This is a genomic window from Paraburkholderia sp. UYCP14C (assembly GCF_004197395.1).
Taxonomy (GTDB): domain Bacteria; phylum Pseudomonadota; class Gammaproteobacteria; order Burkholderiales; family Burkholderiaceae; genus Paraburkholderia.
The window spans coordinates 42,724-61,462 of sequence record NZ_SELS01000027.1 but is presented as its reverse complement, the minus strand read 5'-3'; the positions used below and the strand labels follow the sequence as shown (position 1 = coordinate 61,462).

Annotated in this window: 17 protein-coding genes; 10 read left to right on the top strand and 7 right to left on the bottom strand. The window is 63.8% G+C overall.

Annotation, left to right across the window (positions count from 1 at the left end; translation table 11 throughout):
• Positions 1-218 precede the first annotated feature (218 nt).
• Positions 219-650, top strand: coding sequence for a type VI secretion system tube protein TssD (locus EVC45_RS23965; protein WP_129960714.1), 432 nt, complete (start codon positions 219-221; stop codon positions 648-650).
• A 56-nt stretch (positions 651-706) separates the two neighbouring features.
• Positions 707-1,225: a DUF2778 domain-containing protein gene (locus EVC45_RS23960; protein ID WP_129960713.1), complete on the top strand. Its 519-nt coding sequence runs from the start codon at positions 707-709 to the stop codon at positions 1,223-1,225.
• A gap of 349 nt (positions 1,226-1,574) precedes the next feature.
• Here EVC45_RS23960 and EVC45_RS23950 read toward each other — a convergent pair whose 3' ends face one another.
• A complete protein-coding gene (locus tag EVC45_RS23950; protein WP_129960752.1) occupies positions 1,575-4,076 on the bottom strand; it encodes a penicillin-binding protein 1A in 2,502 nt (833 codons plus the stop codon).
• Positions 4,077-4,634: 558 nt separating this feature from the next.
• Here EVC45_RS23950 and EVC45_RS23945 point away from each other — a divergent pair.
• The 3 genes from EVC45_RS23945 to EVC45_RS23935 all read left to right on the top strand — a co-directional run bounded on the left by EVC45_RS23945 (position 4,635) and on the right by EVC45_RS23935 (position 7,808).
• On the top strand, positions 4,635-5,330 hold the full coding sequence (locus EVC45_RS23945) for a hypothetical protein (RefSeq protein ID WP_129960711.1): 696 nt from the start codon (positions 4,635-4,637) through the stop codon (positions 5,328-5,330).
• Between the two features lie 460 nt (positions 5,331-5,790).
• Positions 5,791-6,471 carry a PspA/IM30 family protein gene (locus tag EVC45_RS23940; protein ID WP_129960710.1) on the top strand — a complete coding sequence of 227 codons (681 nt, stop codon included), beginning with the start codon at positions 5,791-5,793 and terminating at the stop codon, positions 6,469-6,471.
• 170 nt (positions 6,472-6,641) lie between these two features.
• Positions 6,642-7,808, top strand: a complete 1,167-nt coding sequence (locus EVC45_RS23935) for a M48 family metallopeptidase (protein ID WP_129960709.1) — start codon at positions 6,642-6,644, stop codon at positions 7,806-7,808.
• Between the two features lie 93 nt (positions 7,809-7,901).
• Here the strand turns inward: EVC45_RS23935 and EVC45_RS23930 are convergent, their stop codons facing one another.
• The gene (locus tag EVC45_RS23930; RefSeq protein WP_248295235.1) at positions 7,902-8,570 is read right to left on the bottom strand and encodes a TetR family transcriptional regulator; all 669 of its coding nucleotides are present in this window, start codon (positions 8,568-8,570) and stop codon (positions 7,902-7,904) included.
• 211 nt (positions 8,571-8,781) lie between these two features.
• Here EVC45_RS23930 and EVC45_RS23925 point away from each other — a divergent pair, with 211 nt between their 5' ends.
• Both EVC45_RS23925 and EVC45_RS23920 read left to right on the top strand, forming a co-directional pair.
• Positions 8,782-10,272 (top strand): NAD(P)/FAD-dependent oxidoreductase, encoded by a 1,491-nt coding sequence (locus tag EVC45_RS23925; protein ID WP_129960707.1) that lies wholly within the window; start codon positions 8,782-8,784, stop codon positions 10,270-10,272.
• Positions 10,273-10,312: 40 nt separating this feature from the next.
• Entirely contained in the window at positions 10,313-11,317 is a 1,005-nt protein-coding gene (locus tag EVC45_RS23920; RefSeq protein ID WP_129960706.1) for an alpha/beta fold hydrolase, read from the top strand.
• A gap of 48 nt (positions 11,318-11,365) precedes the next feature.
• On the opposite strand, the gene EVC45_RS47665 is transcribed toward EVC45_RS23920, so the two are convergent.
• The 5 genes from EVC45_RS47665 to EVC45_RS23900 form a co-directional block, all read right to left on the bottom strand.
• Entirely contained in the window at positions 11,366-11,494 is a 129-nt protein-coding gene (locus EVC45_RS47665) for a hypothetical protein (protein WP_306770789.1), read from the bottom strand.
• A 16-nt stretch (positions 11,495-11,510) separates the two neighbouring features.
• On the bottom strand, positions 11,511-12,329 hold the full coding sequence (locus EVC45_RS23915) for an ABC transporter permease subunit (protein ID WP_129960705.1): 819 nt from the start codon (positions 12,327-12,329) through the stop codon (positions 11,511-11,513).
• Positions 12,326-13,258, bottom strand: coding sequence for an ABC transporter permease subunit (locus tag EVC45_RS23910; protein WP_129960704.1), 933 nt, complete (start codon positions 13,256-13,258; stop codon positions 12,326-12,328). The genes EVC45_RS23915 and EVC45_RS23910 overlap by 4 nt, the downstream gene beginning before the upstream one ends.
• Positions 13,255-14,421 (bottom strand): ABC transporter ATP-binding protein, encoded by a 1,167-nt coding sequence (locus EVC45_RS23905; protein ID WP_168991521.1) that lies wholly within the window; start codon positions 14,419-14,421, stop codon positions 13,255-13,257. Before EVC45_RS23905 ends, EVC45_RS23910 begins: the two co-directional genes overlap by 4 nt.
• 90 nt (positions 14,422-14,511) lie before the next feature.
• Positions 14,512-15,612 carry a polyamine ABC transporter substrate-binding protein gene (locus EVC45_RS23900; RefSeq protein WP_129960703.1) on the bottom strand — a complete coding sequence of 367 codons (1,101 nt, stop codon included), beginning with the start codon at positions 15,610-15,612 and terminating at the stop codon, positions 14,512-14,514.
• A 534-nt stretch (positions 15,613-16,146) separates the two neighbouring features.
• On the opposite strand from EVC45_RS23900, the gene EVC45_RS23895 reads away from it, so the two are divergent.
• The 3 genes from EVC45_RS23895 to EVC45_RS23885 all read left to right on the top strand — a co-directional run bounded on the left by EVC45_RS23895 (position 16,147) and on the right by EVC45_RS23885 (position 18,644).
• Positions 16,147-17,448: an Nramp family divalent metal transporter gene (locus EVC45_RS23895; protein WP_129960702.1), complete on the top strand. Its 1,302-nt coding sequence runs from the start codon at positions 16,147-16,149 to the stop codon at positions 17,446-17,448.
• A gap of 125 nt (positions 17,449-17,573) precedes the next feature.
• On the top strand, positions 17,574-17,777 hold the full coding sequence (locus EVC45_RS23890; protein WP_129960701.1) for a DUF1289 domain-containing protein: 204 nt from the start codon (positions 17,574-17,576) through the stop codon (positions 17,775-17,777).
• 90 nt (positions 17,778-17,867) lie between these two features.
• Positions 17,868-18,644: a uracil-DNA glycosylase gene (locus tag EVC45_RS23885; RefSeq protein WP_248295234.1), complete on the top strand. Its 777-nt coding sequence runs from the start codon at positions 17,868-17,870 to the stop codon at positions 18,642-18,644.
• The last annotated feature ends 95 nt before the right edge of the window (positions 18,645-18,739 follow it).

The following is an 18,739-nucleotide window of genomic DNA, read 5'->3' as shown; positions in this document are numbered from 1 at the left end:
CGACTGAACCGTGCGCGGCTTGCCGAGGCCAACCCCACACGGACTGTCAAAGACATCAGCGCTGCTGGAGACGTGAATCACCACCTCCCCGCACGCCATCAATCATTGCCGCAATCCTTGGCACTTTCTTACATTCACCATTCAATTTCTGTGTTCATATACAACTTCTTCCCGTAGGGAATCGCTAACCAACCACTCAACGGAGGGCGCAAACCAGCATGCCTATTCCTGCATACATGTGGCTTAAGGATGACGGCGGAGCAGACATCAAAGGCTCCGTAACCGTTCAGGGACGAGAGGGAAGTGTCGAAGTAATGGGATTCGGTCACGGTCTGAATCTGCCGGTCGATAACAAGACCGGGCAAATCGCCGGACCGCGCAACCATTCCCCAATGAGCATCGAAAAGGAATTTGACGCTTCCAGTCCTTACCTCTATAAGGCAGCCTCCAAAGGACAGACGTTGCAATCGGCAGAGCTGAAGTGGTATCGAATCAACGACGCAGGCCGGGAAGAGGAATACTTCATCATGCTCATGCAGGGCGTGAAGGTCGTCGGCGTTAACCCCGGCATGGCAAATACCAAACTTGCGGGGCTGTCACAACTCAATCACGTCGAGGCCGTCTCGTTGATGTATGACCGCATCACGTGACATTACACCGATGGCAATATCAAGTTCACGGACAGTTGGAGCGAGCGGTCCTGATTATGGCGCTACAAGGCAAATTCATCGTCAACAACAAGACGCTCTCACCCCTCGTCATCTACGGGGTAGGAGCGTTTCAGGCCTTCTCCGGAAATAACATCTATCGCAATCGGAGCGGCTGCACAGCCGTTCGCGACAATGGTCCCATCCCCGCCGGAAAATACTGGGTTGTCGATCGCCCAACAGGAGGTGTTCGCTCACAGATGGAAGCGTGGATCAAAGATGCGGCCAATTCCATGGTCGGCAAACCATCCAATCACGACGAATGGTTTGCCCTGTACCGCGATGACTGGCAGATTGATGACTGGACCTGGATAAACGGCGTGAAACGTGGAAACTTTCGACTTCACCCCGCAGGTGGGCGAGGAGCATCACTTGGATGCATAACTCTACCAAGTTATCCTGACTTTCAGCGCATACGCGATGCGTTTCTGCATACCACCACTATTGCTGCGTGCAATTCAGGTTTGAATGCTTATGGCTGGATCGAGGTAACCGCAAATGGCAGTACTTGCCCGTAGCTGTTTCAAAGGCCTTCTATTCTTCAGCCTGTTCTTTTTTTCGATCAGATACGTCTATGCCCTGCTGCTCTTTTTCCCACCATGGAATCAGCATTACTCATATAGCGTCTCCGAATTTCTAGGATTTCACGACATTGAGTTCTTTGATGCTCTATTTGGCGTGGTGACAAGTTTGATCATGGCTACCTTCGCGTACACGGTGGTCATGAAAATCTGGCGACGCTACAGATCAAAACAACGCCCAGCGTTGGAGCACTAACGAGAGCGCCCCAAGCGGCGAACGTGGATTCATCCAGACCAGTCAAGGCGGGTATGCCGAGCGGCACGCCCGCCGTTCAAGACCTCTACATCACGGCTTATTCGACTCGAACAGATCCATAATCTGCTTCTTCTCGGTCGTCGACACGCTCGGCGGCGGTACCGCCGGCGGCGTCATGCCCGCCGGCCCGACACCACCCATCGCATCGCTCGCGCCGGCCATCGGATTGCCCGAATCGAGGCCGATGCTCGCGACGAAGCCTTGCCCCGGCACCATGTCGGTAAAGAACAGCTCGCCGTTCATCACCGTCACGCCGTCGGGCTGCTGCGGCTCGGCCTGCGGCACGCCGCGCAGCGCGCGCTGCATGTACTCGACCCAGATCGGCAGCGCGAGCTGCGCGCCGAATTCGCGGCTGCCGAGGCTCTTCGGCTGGTCGTAGCCCATCCACGCGACCGCCACCAGCGACTGCTGATAGCCGGCGAACCAGCCGTCCTTCGCGTCGTTGGTCGTGCCGGTCTTGCCCTGCAGGTCCGAGCGCTTCAGCACGTTGGTGCCCGCCCCCGTGCCCGCGGTCGCGACCGAGTGCAACAGGCTGTTCATGATGTACGCGTTACGCGGCTCGAGCGTACGCGGTGCGTCGCGCCCCGCGACGAGCGGCTGCGCGCGCGAGATCGCCACGCCGTGCGCGTCGGTCACTTCGTTGATCAGATACGGATTGATCCGGTAGCCGCCGTTCGCGAACACCGAGTACGCGCCCGCCGACTGCAACGGCGTGACGAGGCCCGCACCGAGCGCCATCGGCAGATATGGCGGGGTCTTGTCGGCGTCGAAGCCGAAGCGCTGCGTGACGAAGTCCTGCGCGTACTTGGTGCCGATGAACGACAGGATACGGATCGACACCAGGTTCTTCGACTTCTGCAGCGCGAGGCGCATCGACATCGGACCATCGGGCTGGTCGTCGTCCTTCGGCTCCCATGCGTCGCCGCCCGGCGTGCTCGGCGGGAAGTACAGCGGCGCATCGTTGATGATCGTCGCCGGTCCGAGTCCCTTGTCGAGCGCCGCCGAATAGATGAACGGCTTGAAGCTCGAACCCGGCTGGCGCCACGCTTGCGTCACATGGTTGAACTTGTTCTTGTTGAAGTCGAAGCCGCCGATCAGCGCGCGGATCGCGCCGTCCTGCGGCGTCAGCGATACGAGCGCGCCCTCCACCTGCGGCAGCTGTGTGATCTGCCAGTTGCCCTTGTCGTCGGCGACGAGGCGCACGATCGAGCCGGGCCTGATGCGCAGCGTCTGATTCGCGCGCGGGCTCAGCGCGGCGGCGACGAAACGCAGGCCATCGCCCGACACCGTCACCTGGGTGCCGTCGACCAGTTGCGCGACCACCTGCTTCGCGCTCGCGTCCGTCACCACGCCGGCGATGATCTCGCCGTTGTCCGGGTGATCGGTCAGCGCGTCGTCGATCGTCTGGTCGCGGTCGTCGCCCGCCTCGGGCAACTGCACGAAGCCTTCCGGTCCGCGATAGCCGTGGCGCCGCTCGTAGTCCATCACGCCCTTGCGCACCGCGCGATACGCGGCGTCCTGATCGGCGGAATCGATGGTCGTCGTGACGTTCAGGCCGCGCGTATAGGTTTCGTCCTTGTACTGCGCGTACATCATCTGCCGCACCATTTCGGCGACGTACTCGGCGTGCACGTTGTATTCGTTGCCCGGATTCCTGGTGTGAATCTCTTCCTTCACCGCCTGGTCGTACTGCTGCTGCGTGATGTAGTTCAGCTCGAGCATGCGTCGCAGGATGTACTCCTGACGGATCTTCGCGCGCTTCGGATTGACGACCGGGTTATACGCGGACGGCGCCTTCGGCAGGCCCGCGAGCATCGCGGCCTCGGCCAGCGTGATGTCCTTCAGGTCCTTGCCGAAGTACACGCGCGCGGCCGCGGCGAAGCCGTACGCGCGCTCGCCCAGATAGATCTGGTTCATGTACAGCTCGAGGATCTGGTCTTTGGTCAGCGCGCGCTCGATCTTGTACGCGAGCAGCATTTCGTAGACCTTGCGCGTGTAGGTCTTCTCGCTGGACAGGAAGAAGTTGCGCGCGACCTGCATCGTGATCGTGCTCGCGCCCTGCGATGCACCGCCGTGCGCGAGGTCGGCGAAACCGGCGCGCAGGATGCCGAGGAAGTCGACGCCGCCGTGTTCGTAGAAGCGGTAGTCCTCGATCGCGAGCACCGCTTTTTTCATCTGGTCGGGGATGTCCTGGAAGCGCACGAGGCTGCGCCGCTCCTCGCCGAATTCGCCGATCAGCACGTGATCGGCGGTATAGACGCGCAGCGGCACTTTCGGGCGATAGTCGGTCAGCGCGTCGAGCGACGGCAGCTGCGGCCCCATCACGACGAGCGCATAGCCGACGATCAGCGCGCCGACCACGACCATGGTCGCGATCAGGCCGACGAACCACAGCACGAGCGACGCGCCGATCGAACGCCGGCCGCGGCCGGCGTCGCGCGAAGCGGCGTTGCGTCCAGGGGTGCGTTGTTGGGAGTCCCGGTCTTCACCGGCCGGAGAGTTCGAGGAATGCGGTCGTTTGATGATTGGCATGACTGGAATAATGGGCCCGCAACTGCGCGCCTGTCTGCGCGCGCTCGCGGCGCGCGCATGGGTCGTGTTCGACATCGTGGCCTGGACGTACGCCGCCCTGCGGACCTTGCCCCCGGCCGGCCGCACGGCACGCCTCGGACCATGTCCGGCGCAACGTAACAGCGCATTTTAAAGAAATCGGCAGTGGTCCAACGCAGTTTTTTTGTAAGAATTCCCTTCGCCAGCCGCCTTTTCCTGGTAAGGGTCTGTAATTTCGCGCAGCGCACGTGGCGGCCTGCGTGCGACGCGCCGTTTATGCGGGGTTATCAACATTTTCTGTTGAAAGGGCTGTGGACAAACCGGCCGCAAACACTACAACTCATTGATGTCACGGGATTTTCGCACCGCGCTTGTTCCGTGGCGGCGCAACTCGTCATATGATGAACCCCGCGCGCGTCCCTCGATGCGCGCGACGGGGACCCCAACGGCGGTTCCAACGGCAGCTCCGATGACGGGTTCCGACACCGTACCCGGAGGCACGCGCCGACCCGCCTATGCCAACAAGACTGCGAGTCGATCATGTCCAAGCCCAGCGAGCGCATCGTCGTATTCGTCACGACCGCGCAGAAACGTGCGATCACCGCGACCGCGGAAGATCTGGGCATCAGCGTGAGCGAACTGATGCGGCGCGCGGTGCTGAGCTTCGGCGCGACCAGCGAACAGGTCAAGGCCGCGAGCATCGTCGACCGGCTGCGCGCGCCGCGTGCGCCCGATGCGCTGAACGCGGCGCTGCAGCGCGTCGCGCGCGGTACGCGCTATGCGCGCGCCGCGGTGCCGGTGGCGCTGCAAGCGCCTGAGAAAGACGGTGCGGGTACGGCGGGCGCCGCGTCAAGCGCTGCCGCTAACCCCGCATCGGGCGCGCCGGATGCCGTGGATTCGCCCGCGCTACAGCAAGCCGGTCGGCCCGCCCTCGCCGCCGGCGCCGCCGATTCTCCCGCGCCGCTGCTTCCCGCCGGCGTCGCCGCCGCGCTTGCCGCAGAGCAGGACGAACAGGCCGCGGCCACCGCCGAGGCCGTCGCGCGTCTGACGGCAGCGCGAGCCGCCGACAACGCGGAAAACGCGGAAGCGGACGCAATCGACAACGCCGCGTCGAAACGGCTGCCCGGCGCGTCGGCGCGTCTGCGCAACTCACTCAAGCGCCGCCACCACGACCAGTCCCCCGACGACGACGAACCGCACGGCGACCCGAGCGCCGAAGGCGGCCGTTTCGCGTGACGCAACGCGTCACGGCACATTACCGCGCATCGAACCGCGATCACTGCATCCGAGCGAGCCGGCAAAGGTATGCAACGCGTCCCCGTTGCATATCGTTACATCGGTGACACCCGTATGAAATGCCGCTCGATAACGCCCGCTCACACGCGCCAACAGTGGCTTTGAAGGCAACGTGCGAGCCTTCGGAAGGCCGCATCGTTTAAGCCGTCTTTAAGACTGCCGATGGTGTAATATCCGCCGTCAAGTCCATGCCCATCGCGGCTTCACATCATCCAGACAACCCTCGACCCGGCATTGCGCCCCAACAAAAACGCACCGCGCTATTGCAATTGGCCAGTGCGCCCCGAACTCCGGTCCGAACGTTGCGCAGCATCGCGCGCGGCGGCGTAAAGTAGCAGTAGTTCAAGGTAGCCAGGCGCGCACGCATCGTCGGCGCCGCTTACATTCTCTGGAGGTTTTCATGTCGCTTTTTGACAGCATTTCGCGCACGCTCAAAGGTCTTCTGAACGATGCGGCCGACTCGGTGCAGGATCCGTCGCGCGACTCGCGCCAGATCGTGCGCGAACTCGACGACAGCATCGGCAAGGCCGAGAACTCGCTGATCGAGATTCAGGCGCAGGTCGCCACCCAGCAAAGCAAGCGCGATGTTGCCGCGGACAAGGCGAAGAAGTATGAAGACGGTGCCCGCCGTGCGCTGCAGTCCGGCGACGAAGCGCTCGCGCGCGAGGCGCTCGGCGCGCAGGCCACCGCCGAAGCCGAACGCGATGCGCTGACGAAAGAACTGACTTCGCTGGAGCCGTCGGTCGCGCAACTGAAGAGCCAGATCGACGACATGCGCACGCGCCGCAACGACCTGAACGCGCGCTCGAACATCCTGCAGGCCAAGCAGCAGATCGCGCAGGCGAAAGATACCGCGGCCACCGCACTCGGCGGCATCGGCGGCAAGAACCTGTCCGAGGATTTCCAGAAGCTCGAAGACAAGGTCGCGCTGTCGAACGCGCGTTCCGATGCACGTCTGAACTCCGCCGACGAGAAAAGCGGCAAGGCACTCGACGACAAGCTCGCGGATCTGAACCGCGGCCCGTCCGTCGACGATCGGCTCGAAGCGTTGAAAAAGCAGCTCAATACGCCGGCGCAGTAAGCGCCGGATGCGTGTGCCGCTTCACGGCAAGTACGCACAGCAATGACAACAGCAGTAGCAGTAGCAGTACATGCCGGTGCGCTCGCTCCTGAACGCACCGGCATACCGGCCGCCGCAGGCAGCCACCGCAATCGACTGATGGAGACGGGCGCGCCCCGCCCGGTCTGCAAATGAAAAAACTTTTCGCAACCGCCTTCGCTTCGCTGCTGCTCGTGTCGGCCGCGGCGTTTGCGGTGCCGACCGTTCAGCAAATCGAATCGGCGATGTCGCAGGGCAACTGGCAGCAGGCCGACGCCGGCCTCACCGAAGTGTTGCAAGCGCATCCGAACAACGCCCACGCGCACTATCTGTACGCTCAGGTGCTCGATCGCGAAGGTCGTTCCGCCGAAGCGCTCGCGCAGATCCAACAGGCGAAGACGCTCGATCCGCAGATCCGCTTCACCGACCCGAGTCGCTTCGCGCAAACCGAAGCGCGCCTGCGCCGCGATGCGCAAAGCGCGGGCGGCAACGTCACCCGTCACGCCACGAATCCGTTCGCTCAGCAGAATGCGCCTGCTGTGCAGCAACCGTCGGCGATGGCGTCGCAAGCGCAACTACGGCATGGTCCGGGGGTAGGTATGTGGATCGGTATCATTGTTCTGATCGCGGCGATCGCGCTCGTGCTGCGCTGGACCTTGCGCCGCGCGCGCAGCCAGGAAGACACGCGCGCCGACGAGGATCGCCGCGCGCAATTGAAGCGCGCAACCGAGATGCTCAACACGGTGCGTTCGATCAAGCTCGACGTGAAGCTCTCCACCGCGCCGGGTCACGAACTTCTCGAGAAAGACGTCGAAGCGACCGAAGAGCAACTGCGCGGCGCCGTCGAAACGCTGTCGAACGGCAAGAATCCGCTGCCGCCTTATGCGCTCGACGAGTTCGAGCAGCGCCTCGCGAGCCTGCGCGCGCGCGCCGACGGCCGGCCCGATCCGACCGCCGCGTCCGTGGGCAGCGGCCAGCAATCGGCGTATGCGCAGGAGGCCGAGCGCTTCGGCAGTCCGCAGCCGCCTTATCCGCAGCAGCAGCCGCAGGTCATCGTGCAGCAAGGCGGTGGCATGGGCGGCGGCATGGGCGGTCTGCTGACCGGCGTGCTGCTTGGCGAAGCGCTCAGTCACGGGCGTGACCGCGTGGTCGAGCGCGACGTGCTCGTCGACCCCGACGAACTGCGCCGGCGCGGCAACGACGGTGCAAACGCCGGCGGCCTCGACTTCGGTCAGGGTTCGAACGACTGGAACGACGACGGCAGCGGCGGCGGCATCGACATGGGCAGCAGCGACGATTCCGGTTGGACCGATACCTGATCGAACCCGATCGATGCGCGTCTAATAAGAAACAGGCTCCTTCGCGGAGCCTGTTTTTTTGCTTGCCGGTTTTGTGCACCGCCTTCGTTCAGGTCACGCCCGCGCCGGCTCCGCCCGGCTGCCGTCCTGCTGCGCGAGTACGACCGCCCCCGCGAACAGCCGCACGATGAAACGCTCCGCGTAATCGATCAACGCGTCGCGGCGCGCGTCGTTCGCGTCGATGTATTCAGCGGATAGATGAAACAGCTGCAGCACGATCTGCGTGCAGACTTCGTCGACGGTCTCGCGCGCGAGTCGCGGCATCAGTTCGAGCTGCACGACATCGTCCGCCATTTCCGCCGATACCTCGTGCAGGTTCGCACGCACCGCGTCGCGCAAAGCCGGCGACGTGCCGTGGTATTCGGCCAGCGCGCTCAGGAACGCCTCGCGGTTCGCGAGCGCGAATGCGAAGAACGCGACGCACGCGCGCCGCGGCACGCTGTGCGGTTCGTCGTGCGCGGCGAGCCAGCGCTCACGCCGCAGCATCGGCCGCAGCCGCCGGCTCACCGAGGCGACGGCTTCGCGCGCAAGTTCGTCGAGCGCGCTGAAATGGCGGTAGAACGTGTTCGGATTGAGCCCCGCCTCGCGCGCGAGCTCGCGCAAGCCGAGGCTCGCGAAACTGCGCCCACCGGCGGTCAGCCGCAGCGCGGCTTCGATCAGCTTGCGCTTGCCGGGCGGCAACTCCGCGCCGGCGACGGACGCTGCTTCGGAGACGGTGGTCATCGTGCGTTCAATCATCGCGCGGTATGCGCGTTTATTAGCTGCACTCTAAACGATCTTGACGCGATGTGCACAGTTGTCTACCCTGCGCGTTAAGCTTGGCGCAGGCAGGTGTAGACGCGCGATTTCGCTGCCGGCTGTCGCGCCGCGCGAACCCAGCGCGCGGCAGCCACTGTCGTTTCACCCGCCGCTTTCGCCCCGCCCGGAGACCGCCGTGACGCCTGCCCCTTCCGCTTCATCCACCACGCCGCGCATTGCGATCGTCGGCAGTGGCTTTGCCGGCATCGGCATGGCCATCCGTCTGCAGCAGATGGGTATCACGTCGTTTACGGTCTATGAGGCCGCGAGCGGCATCGGCGGCACGTGGCGCGACAATACCTACCCCGGCGCGGCCTGCGATGTCCCGTCGCATCTCTATTCGTTTTCGTTCGAGGCGAATCCGGCGTGGTCGCGCTCGTTCAGCAGCCAGGCCGAAATTCTCGCGTATCTGCAGCACTGCGCGCGCAAATACGGAGTCGATCGCTACGTGCGCTGCAATGCGAAAGTGAGCACCGCGCGCTTCGACGAAGCGCGGCAGATCTGGCTCGTCGAACTCGACACGAACGGCGCGCACGAAACCATCGAGGCCGACGTGCTGATCGCAGCGAACGGTCCGCTGTCGCGTCCCGCGCTGCCGCGCATCGCCGGCATCGAACGTTTCGAAGGCAAGCTGTTCCATTCGGCGCGCTGGGATCACGCCTATCCGCTCGACGGCAAACGCGTCGCGGTGATCGGCACCGGCGCGAGCGCGATCCAGTTCGTGCCGCAAATCCAGCCGCGCGTCGCGCATCTGGACCTGTTCCAGCGTACCGCGCCGTGGGTGATGCCCAAGCGTGACAAGCCGATCGGCGCGCGCGCGCAGTGGCTGTTCCGCACACTGCCATTCACGCAGCGCGTCGTCCGTCATGCGATCTATTGGCAGCTCGAATCGCGTGGGATCGCGTTCGTCGTCAATCCGAAGCTGATGAAGACGCCGATGAAGTTCGGCCTCAGTTATCTGGAGCGCCGCGTGAAAGACCCGGCGCTGCGCGCGAAGCTCACGCCGAACTACCGGCTCGGCTGCAAGCGCGTGCTGCTGTCGAGCGACTATTACCCGGCCGTCTGTCAGCCCAATGTCGACGTCGTGACGAGCGGCATTCGCGAGATCGTCGCCGATGGCATCGTGACCGAAGATGGCGTGCATCATCGCGCGGACGCGATCATCTGCGGCACGGGTTTCCAGGTCAACGACGTGCGCGCGCCGTTCGAAGTGACCGGTCTCGACGGCACCGACCTCAGCACGCTATGGCTGAGCGACGGCCCCGAAGCGTATCTCGGCACGAGCATCGCGAACTTCCCGAACTTCTTCATGATCGCCGGCCCGAACACCGGGCTCGGCCATAACTCGATGATCTACATGATCGAGTCGCAGTTGCGCTACATCGGCGATTGCCTGCGCGTGCTGCGCAAACAGAACGCGCGCACGATGACCTTGCGCGCCGACGTGCAGCGCGATTTCAACGCACGTCTGCAGCAGGACATGCAGCACGCGGTGTGGACGAGCGGCTGCCACAGCTGGTATCAGACCCGCAGCGGCAAGGTCACCGCGATCTGGCCCGGCTTCACGTTCAGCTTTCGCAAGCGTACGCGGCGCGTGCGGCCGCAGGATTACCGCTTCGCACGTTGATTCGGCACGATGTTTTGAACCACAAAGGGAGGCAAATAACGTGACAACAAACGACTCCACTTCATCTTCGTCCACCGCCCCGTTGCCGCGCCGCTCGCTCGCGGCGCGCCTCGGCATCACGAGCGTGTCGCGCACCGATCTGCGACGACGCTATACGCAAAGCGGCTCGCAATTCGTGCAGATCATGGGCGCGGACGTGCACTACGTCGACGAGGGACCAGGCGCGGTCAACGGCAATCCGATCGTGATGATTCACGGCTTCGCGTCGTCGCTGCATACCTGGAATCGCGTCGCCGATGAGCTGAAGCGCGAGCACCGCGTGATCCGCCTCGATCTGCCGCCGTTCGGCGTAACCGGGCCACTACGCTCGGCGAGCGGTGCGATCGAAACGATGAACCTGCCGACCTACCGCCGGTTCATCGATACGTTCCTGCAGGCGCTCGGCATCGAACGCGCGACGCTGATCGGCAATTCGCTCGGCGGTTTGATCTCGTGGGATTACGCGCTGCGTCATCGCGGCGCGGTCGAGCGGCTCGTGCTGATCGATTCGGCCGGTTTTCCGATGAAGCTGCCGATCTACATCGACCTTTTCAACAGCGCGCTCGTGCGCGCGAGTTCGCCGTGGTGTCTGCCGGACGCGATCGTCCGGAGCGCGGTGCGCGACGTGTACGGCGATCCGCGCAAGATCGACGCGCTGACGCTGCGCCGCTACGTCGAGTTCTTCCAGGGCGAAGACACGCGCACCGCGATCGGCAAAATGGTGCCGACGCTCGATTTCAACCATCTGGATACCGACGCGCTGACAACGCTCGACGTGCCCACGCTCGTGCTATGGGGCGCGAAAGACCGCTGGATTCCGACCGCGCATGCGGCCGAATTCGCGAGCCGCATACCGGGTGCGAAATCGGTCATGTATGCGGAGCTTGGCCATATTCCGATGGAAGAAGCGCCCGAGCGCGTGCTGGCCGATCTGCGCGAGTTTCTGGCAACGCCCGTCCCGGCCCACGGACCCACGAGCGCTCAGGCGCGCCAGCGAACCACCTGAGCGAACGACTGCGAGCCGCCGGCCCGCGCGTGGGGCCGGCGCATTCAGTTACCGCCCGCCGCCGCCCAGTAACAGCAACAGATCCCACAGAAACTTCAGGATGAGCACGATCAGCTCCCACAGCCGGTAAAGCGGCTCCCAGTCCAGCACCTGGAGAAGGGACTCGATCATGGCCATGGTCCGTCGCGTGAACTCAAACCGCCATCACGGCCCGCTTGCGCTCCGCGCGCTGCATGAAGAAGTTCGCCGCGACGACGCCGACCGTGACGACCGCGATGAACAGCGTCGCGAGCGCGTTCATCTCCGGATTCAAACCGAGACGCACGCGCGAGAACACGACCAGCGGCAAGGTCGTCGAGCCAGGCCCCGACAGAAACGCGGACAGCACCAGATCGTCGATCGACAGCGTGAACGACAGCAGCCAGCCCGACACCAGCGCCTGCGAAATCAGCGGCAGCGTGACGAAGAAGAACACCCGCAGCGGTGTCGCGCCGAGGTCGAGCGCGGCTTCCTCGAGCGACGGATGCAGCTCCCGCACGCGCGACTGCACGATGATCGCGACGTACGAAATACACAGCATCACGTGGCCGATCCAGATCGTGAAGATGCCGCGTTCGGCCGGCCAGCCGATCCAGCGTGCCATTTCGATGAACAGCAGCAACAGCGAGATGCCCTGAATCACTTCAGGGATTACCAGCGGCGCGTTGATCATGCCTGTGTACAGCGTGAAGCCGCGAAAGCGCCCCATGCGCGCGAGCACGAAACCGGCCCACGTGCCGATGATCACCGACGCGAACGCCGTCAGCAGGCCGATACGCAGCGACAACCACGCCGACGTGATGAGCTCGTCGTCCTGCAACAGCGCCGCATACCAGCGCGTCGAAAAGCGCGTCCACACGGTGACCAGCTGCGATTCGTTGAACGAATACACGACGAGGCTGACGATCGGGATATACAGAAACAGAAAGCCGATGCCCAGAGCGATCAGCTGCAGCATGCGATTCGGCTTCATTGGCGGCCCTCCTCCAATGCCTTCGCCTGCGAGTGCTGGAACAGCGCCATCGGCACCAGCAGCAGCAACACCATCGCGCACGTGACGGCGGACGCCATCGGCCAGTCGGCGTTGTCGAAGAACTCATTCCACATCACGCGGCCGATCATCAGCGTATTCGCGCCGCCGAGCAGCTCAGGAATCACGTACTCGCCGACCGCCGGAATGAACACCAGCAGGCAGCCCGCGATGATGCCGTTCTTCGACAGCGGCAGCGTGATCTGCCAGAACGCCTTCCACGGCTTCGCGCCGAGGTCGTAAGCGGCTTCGAGCAAGGTCAGGTCCATTTTCACGAGGTGCGCGTAAAGCGGCATCACGAGAAACGGCAGATACGAATAGACCATGCCGATATAGACCGCCGTGTTCGTGTGATACAGCTCGATCGGCGAATGGATCAGCCCGATCGACATCAGGAAGTTATTCAGCAGCCCGTTGTTCTTCAGAATGCCGATCCACGCGTACACGCGGATCAGGAACGAGGTCCAGAACGGCAGCATCACGGCCATCATCAGCAGATTGCGGGTGGCCGGATTCGAGCGCGCGATGTAGTACGCCATCGGATAGCCGATCAGCAGACACAGCACGGTCGAAATCGCCGCGACCACGACCGAATTCACATAGGTCGCGAAGTACAGACTGTCGGTCAGCAGAAACGCGTAGTGCGACAGATCGAGCGTGATGTGCAGCGCGCCTTCCGCGAAGTTGACGAGCTGTGTGTACGGCGGAATGCCGAGCTGCGAATCGGCGAAGCTGATCTTCACGACCAGCAGGAACGGCACGAGGAAAAACAGCAGCAGCCAGACGAACGGCCCTGCCACCACCGCGGTGCGGCCCGTGAGCTTCAGTCGCCGCACCGGCCATGCGAAAAACGAGGAAAGCGCATCTTTCATGACGTCAGCACCACGCCGGCCGATGCGCTCCAGCGCACGTAGACTTCATCGCCCCAGGACGGCGGATCGATCTCGGTGAGCGCGAGGCTCGTCACGTTCGCGATCACGGTCTTGCCGCCGTCGAGCTTCACGTGATACAGCGAATAGCCGCCCATGTACGCGATATTCGTGACGACGCCCCGGCCCCAGTTGTACGCGCCCTCGGGCGGCTTGCGCGTGAGCGCGATGCGCTCGGGCCGCACCGAGATCGTCACCGGCATGCCGAGCGGACCGGTGATGCCGTGATTGACGTGCAGATGGCACGGCAGATCCGGCGTTTCGATGAACACGTGATCGGGTTCGTCCTCGATCGTGTGACCTTCGAACAGATTGGTCGAGCCGATGAACTCCGCCGAGAAACGGCTGTTCGGATACTCGTAGACTTCATGCGGCGTGCCGAGCTGCACGATCTGGCCTTCGCTCATCACGGCGAGGCGGTTGGCCATCGTCATCGCTTCTTCCTGATCGTGCGTGACCATCATGCAGGTGACGCCGACCTGGTCGAGAATGTTGACGAGCTCGATCTGCGTGCGCTGGCGGATCTGCTTGTCGAGCGCCGACATCGGTTCGTCGAGCAGCAGCAGCTTCGGCCGCTTGACGAGCGAACGCGCGAGCGCGACGCGCTGCTGCTGCCCGCCCGACAGCTGATGCGGCTTGCGCTTCGCGAAGCGGCCCATCTGCACGAGTTCGAGCGCGTTGTGCACGCGGTCTTTCAGCTCGGCCTTCGGCACGCCTTCCTGCTTCAGGCCGAACGCGACGTTCGCCTCGACGGTCATGTGCGGAAACAGCGCGTACGACTGGAACATCATGTTGACCGGCCGGCGATACGGCGGCAGTTGCGCGAGGTCTTCGCCATCGATCAGGATCTTGCCTGACGTCACGGTTTCGAGCCCGGCCATCATGCGCAGCAGGGTGGACTTGCCGCAGCCCGAGCTGCCGAGCAGCGCGAACAGCTCGCCCTTTTTCACCGTCAGGTTGACACCTTTGACCGCGACGGTCTCGCCGAACTTCTTCACGACGTCGACGATCTGGATGAACTGTTCCGCTGCGTCGTCGGTAACGGCATTCGGGCCCGTCGACGGCACGGCCGTCCCGGCCAGCGCGCCCGGCTGGTCACTACTCATCATAATGCTGCTTCACTCCGGCGTTTGACGAACAAAGCCCCCGGTGAACACCGAGGGCTTCATAGGCTGCTTATCTGTTTGTTGCCGCGCTTAGCGGCCGGACTTGAACTCGGTCCACAGCCGCGTTTGCAGCCGCTGGATTTCCTGCGGCAGCGGCTTCAGCAGGAACAGCGTCTTGATGGTTTCCGGCGACGGGTAGACGGCCGGATCGTTCGCGACGTCCTTGTCGACGTACTTGCGCGCTTCCATGTTGACGCTCGGGTAGTACACGGCGTTGGTGATCGCGGCGTGCACCTGCGGCGTCTCGATGTAGTTGATCCATTCGAGCGCGGCTTCCTTGTGCTTCGCGTCCTTCGGAATCGCCATCACGTCGAACCACACCGGCGCGCCGCCCTTCGGCACGAAGTACTCGATCTTGTACGGCTTCTTCGCTTCGAGCGCGCGATGCTTGGCGATCACGACGTCGCCCGACCAGCCGTACGCGAAGCAGACGTCGCCGCCGACCAGGTCGTTGATATAGCCCGACGAATTGAACTGCGTGATGTACGGGCGGATTTTCTTCATCATCTCGAGCGCGGCGCGATAGTCGGCCGGGTTCGTGCTCATCGGATCCTTGCCCATGTAGTGCAGCGCGGCCGCGAACATCTGGTCCGGCGCGTCGAGCACCGACACGCCGCAGGCCTTCAGCTTCGAGATGTTTTCCGGCTTGAACAGGATGTCCCAGTTGTCGAGCGGCACGTCCTTGCCGAGGATCTGCTGGACCTTCGTCACGTTGTAGCCGAGGCCGGTCGTGCCGTACGCCCAGGGCACCACGTACTTGTTGCCCGGATCGGCGCCGGCGACGAGCGCCATCAGCGACGGGTCGAGGTATTTCAGGTTCGGCAGCTTCGATTTGTCGAGCGGCGCGAAGATGCCCGCGGCGATCTGCTTGCCCGCATAGTTGCTGGTCGGCACGACGATGTCGTAGCCCGAATTGCCGGTAAGCAGCTTCGCCTGCAGCGTGTCGTCGCTGTCGTAGTTGTCGTACTTGACCTGGACGCCGGTCTGCTTGGTGAAGTTAGGGATCGTGTCCTTCGCGATGTAGTCGGACCAGTTATACACGTTGAGCTGCGTATCCTTCGCAGCGGCCGTCAACCACGGCGCCGCGCACAAGACCAGCGCCGCCACATGCCCCACTATCCGTTTGTTCATCCCGTTCTCCGATCCCGTCGTCACTCAAGCCGCGCCCTCGCGCGCACGGCCCCCTGAAAACCCCGAAAACTACCACCAATTATTGCCCGCTCCAAAAAAAACCCGGAGCTGTCGCGCAAACGGTACAGGCTCTGGCCGCACCCTTGCAAAATGGGCGCAATTTTAACGGGTTATCGGCGCGTGTCCACCGAAAAATACGCGGCCCGCGGCCGTGCTTTATTCGCGCTGTGTACAGGCCGCAGGGGTTTCGTCGCGTCGCTGTTATCTGCTTGTCAGGTCGGCGTCGGCTCGCACCTGGGCGGTGCGCGGCTCTGGCCCACGCGGGTGCCCTACGGTGCTTGCCGGTGCACGGCCGCGGTGGTATGCGGCGCACCTTTCATGTTCCGCGGCGCCGACACGACGGCTCGAATGCTCCTATCATGGTCTCTTGATGCGTGTTGCGCGACGCCGTCGCGCGACGGGCCGCCAACCGCTGCGCGCGTGCAATGGGCATGTGCCTTGCAACAGGATGCGTTTCCCGGAAGCTCCGGCACGATGAACACCAATCCTTTCGCGATGCGTCCCAACCGGCGTCGGCGTCTGCCGGGCGAGCCGACGCGTCCGGCGCACTGGTTCTCGTACCTCGGCGCCGGCGCGCTGATCGCGGTCGGCTATATCGATCCGGGCAACTGGGCGACCGCGCTCGGCGCCGGCGCGGGCTACGGCTATCGCCTGCTCGGCATCGTGCTGCTGTCGAGCCTGATGGGCATGCTGATGCAATGGCTGTCGTCGCGCCTCGGCGTCGTGACCGGGCGCGATCTTGCGCAGCTGTGCCGCGAGCGCAATGGCCGGCGCGCAACGCTGTTCCTGTGGCTGACGAGCGAAGTCGCGATCATCGCTTGCGACGTGGCCGAGGTGGTCGGCAGTGCGGTCGCGCTGCAGTTGCTGCTCGGCGTGTCGCTGACGGTCGGCGTGCTGATGTCGGCGGTCTGCACGTTCGCGCTGCTCGCGCTTCAGCAGAAAGGCGGCCGTAGGCTCGAGGCCGTGATCGCCGCGCTGATCGGCTTCGTCGGGCTGTGCTTCGTCGTGCAGCTCGCGCTCGCGCGGCCCGACTGGCACGCGGCGCTGGCCGGCACCGCGCCGAGTCTGGAGCTGATCAGAAGCGCGGGCATGCTGTGGCTTGCGGCGGGCATCGTCGGCGCGACGGTCATGCCGCACAACCTGTATCTGCATTCGGCACTCGTCAAGCATCACGCGCCCGACAGCAGCGACGCGCAGATCAAGGCCGCGCTGCATGTGGTCAATATCGATACCTTCGGCTCGCTTGCTTTCGCGTTCGTGATCAACGCGGCGCTGCTGATCGTGGCGGCCGCGGTGTTCTATGCGAGCGGCCATCGCGACGTCACCGATCTGGCCGATGCGCATCGGCTGATCGCGCCGCTCGTCGGCAGCCGCTGGGCCGGCATCCTGTTCGCGGCGGCGCTGCTCGCGTGCGGACTCAGCGCGACCGTCACCGGCACGCTGGCCGGTCAGACCGTGATGGAGGGCTTCCTGCGGCTGCGGTTGCCGCGCTGGAAACGCGCGCTGCTCACGCGTGCGCTCGCGATCGGGCCGGCCCTGCTCGCGGTGGGCATGTTCGGCCAGCATGGCTCGAATCAGTTGCTGGTCGCGAGCCAGGTCGTGCTGAGCCTGCAATTGCCGCTCGCGGTCGTGCCGCTGATCCGCTGCGCGTCCGATGCAACGCTGATGCGCGGCTGGCGCGTGCACGGTGTGCCGCTCATGCTGTCGTGGCTGTCGGCGGCCTTCATCGTTGCGCTCAATGCCGCGCTGTTATGGCAACTGGCGACTGGGGCATGACGGCAGCCACAGACGTCGGCGCGGCTATCGTGAACTTCGCATGACGCCGAGCGCCGCGTACAAGGCGCGCGTCGCGCATCGGTTAACATAGCGGGACTTTGCCTCCCCCCGCCCCAAGGTTTCCGATGACTTCGAATCTCCACGATCTTCCCGATAGCCCGTGCATCGGCGTGTGCTCCACGCTCTTCGACGAGGTCTGCAAAGGCTGCGGCCGCACCGCGACCGAAGTGTCGAACTGGGTGTTCCTCAGCGACGAGGAAAAGCGCGCGATCTGGGTCCGGATCGAACAGGAAGGCACGGCGATGCGATTTCAGAACGACAAGGTGTGAGTCTGTTCGTTACGCGCATCGCGGGTTGATGGCGCCCGCCACCACCAGGAATGCCGGGATTCCGAAAACGCTTCCGAAAACTTCGGCGCCATGCCCACCGCCAAGGACTTCGTTCAGCGCGTCGCAGAATGGCGCCGAATGCCCAACGTGTTCAATCCATGGTCCGAGACCGATGAGCGCGATCAGCCCGGCGTCGATGCGCCGCTGATTCGCCAGAGACAGCTTACGGCCTACCTGCAAGCCCGCCGGACGAGCGTTAAGGTGATCCTGATTGCGGAAGCGTTGAGCTGCCGTGGCGGGCGTTTCACAGGCATCGCGATGACCTCCGAGCGGATTCTGCTCGGCCACGATGCAAAGCTCAACGACGTCGTCATGAGACCGGACCGCGGCTCGCTTCCGGACTACCTCCCGGGTCCGGCAACCCGCACCAGTTGCGTAACTGCGCTGTCTCGTACGACGGACCGCGAATACGGTGTCTATGAGAGAACCGCGTCAATCGTCTGGCAGACGATGCTCGCCAATGGATTCGGACCGACGGAGTTTGCGCTTTGGAATGCGTTCCCGTTTCATCCGTTCGCGCACGAAGATGCCCAGAGCAACCGCCGCCCGTCGACTCACGAACTACTTGAGACCGGCCAGATTCTGACCGACTTCATCAGTCTATTCCCTCGATCCGTGAGATTCGTTGCGCTTGGCCGGGAAGCGGAAAGCGCGTTGCGAAGTCACGCGATGGACCCACCGCACGAACTCGTGAGGCACCCTACGGCGAGAGCGGGGAGGCCTGCAAACGGAACGATTCAACGGAAGGCTCGCCCGATGGGCAAGCTGGACGAAGTGATTCGACGGCTTGCGCTGAACCGGCGATAGTCGCTAGTTTTAGCCGGCATCGATCGCTGTTCGCGGTGCCTTGACGCAGATCAACCGATCCACCCCTCAGTGCGACAGCCCGTCTCAGGTATGCG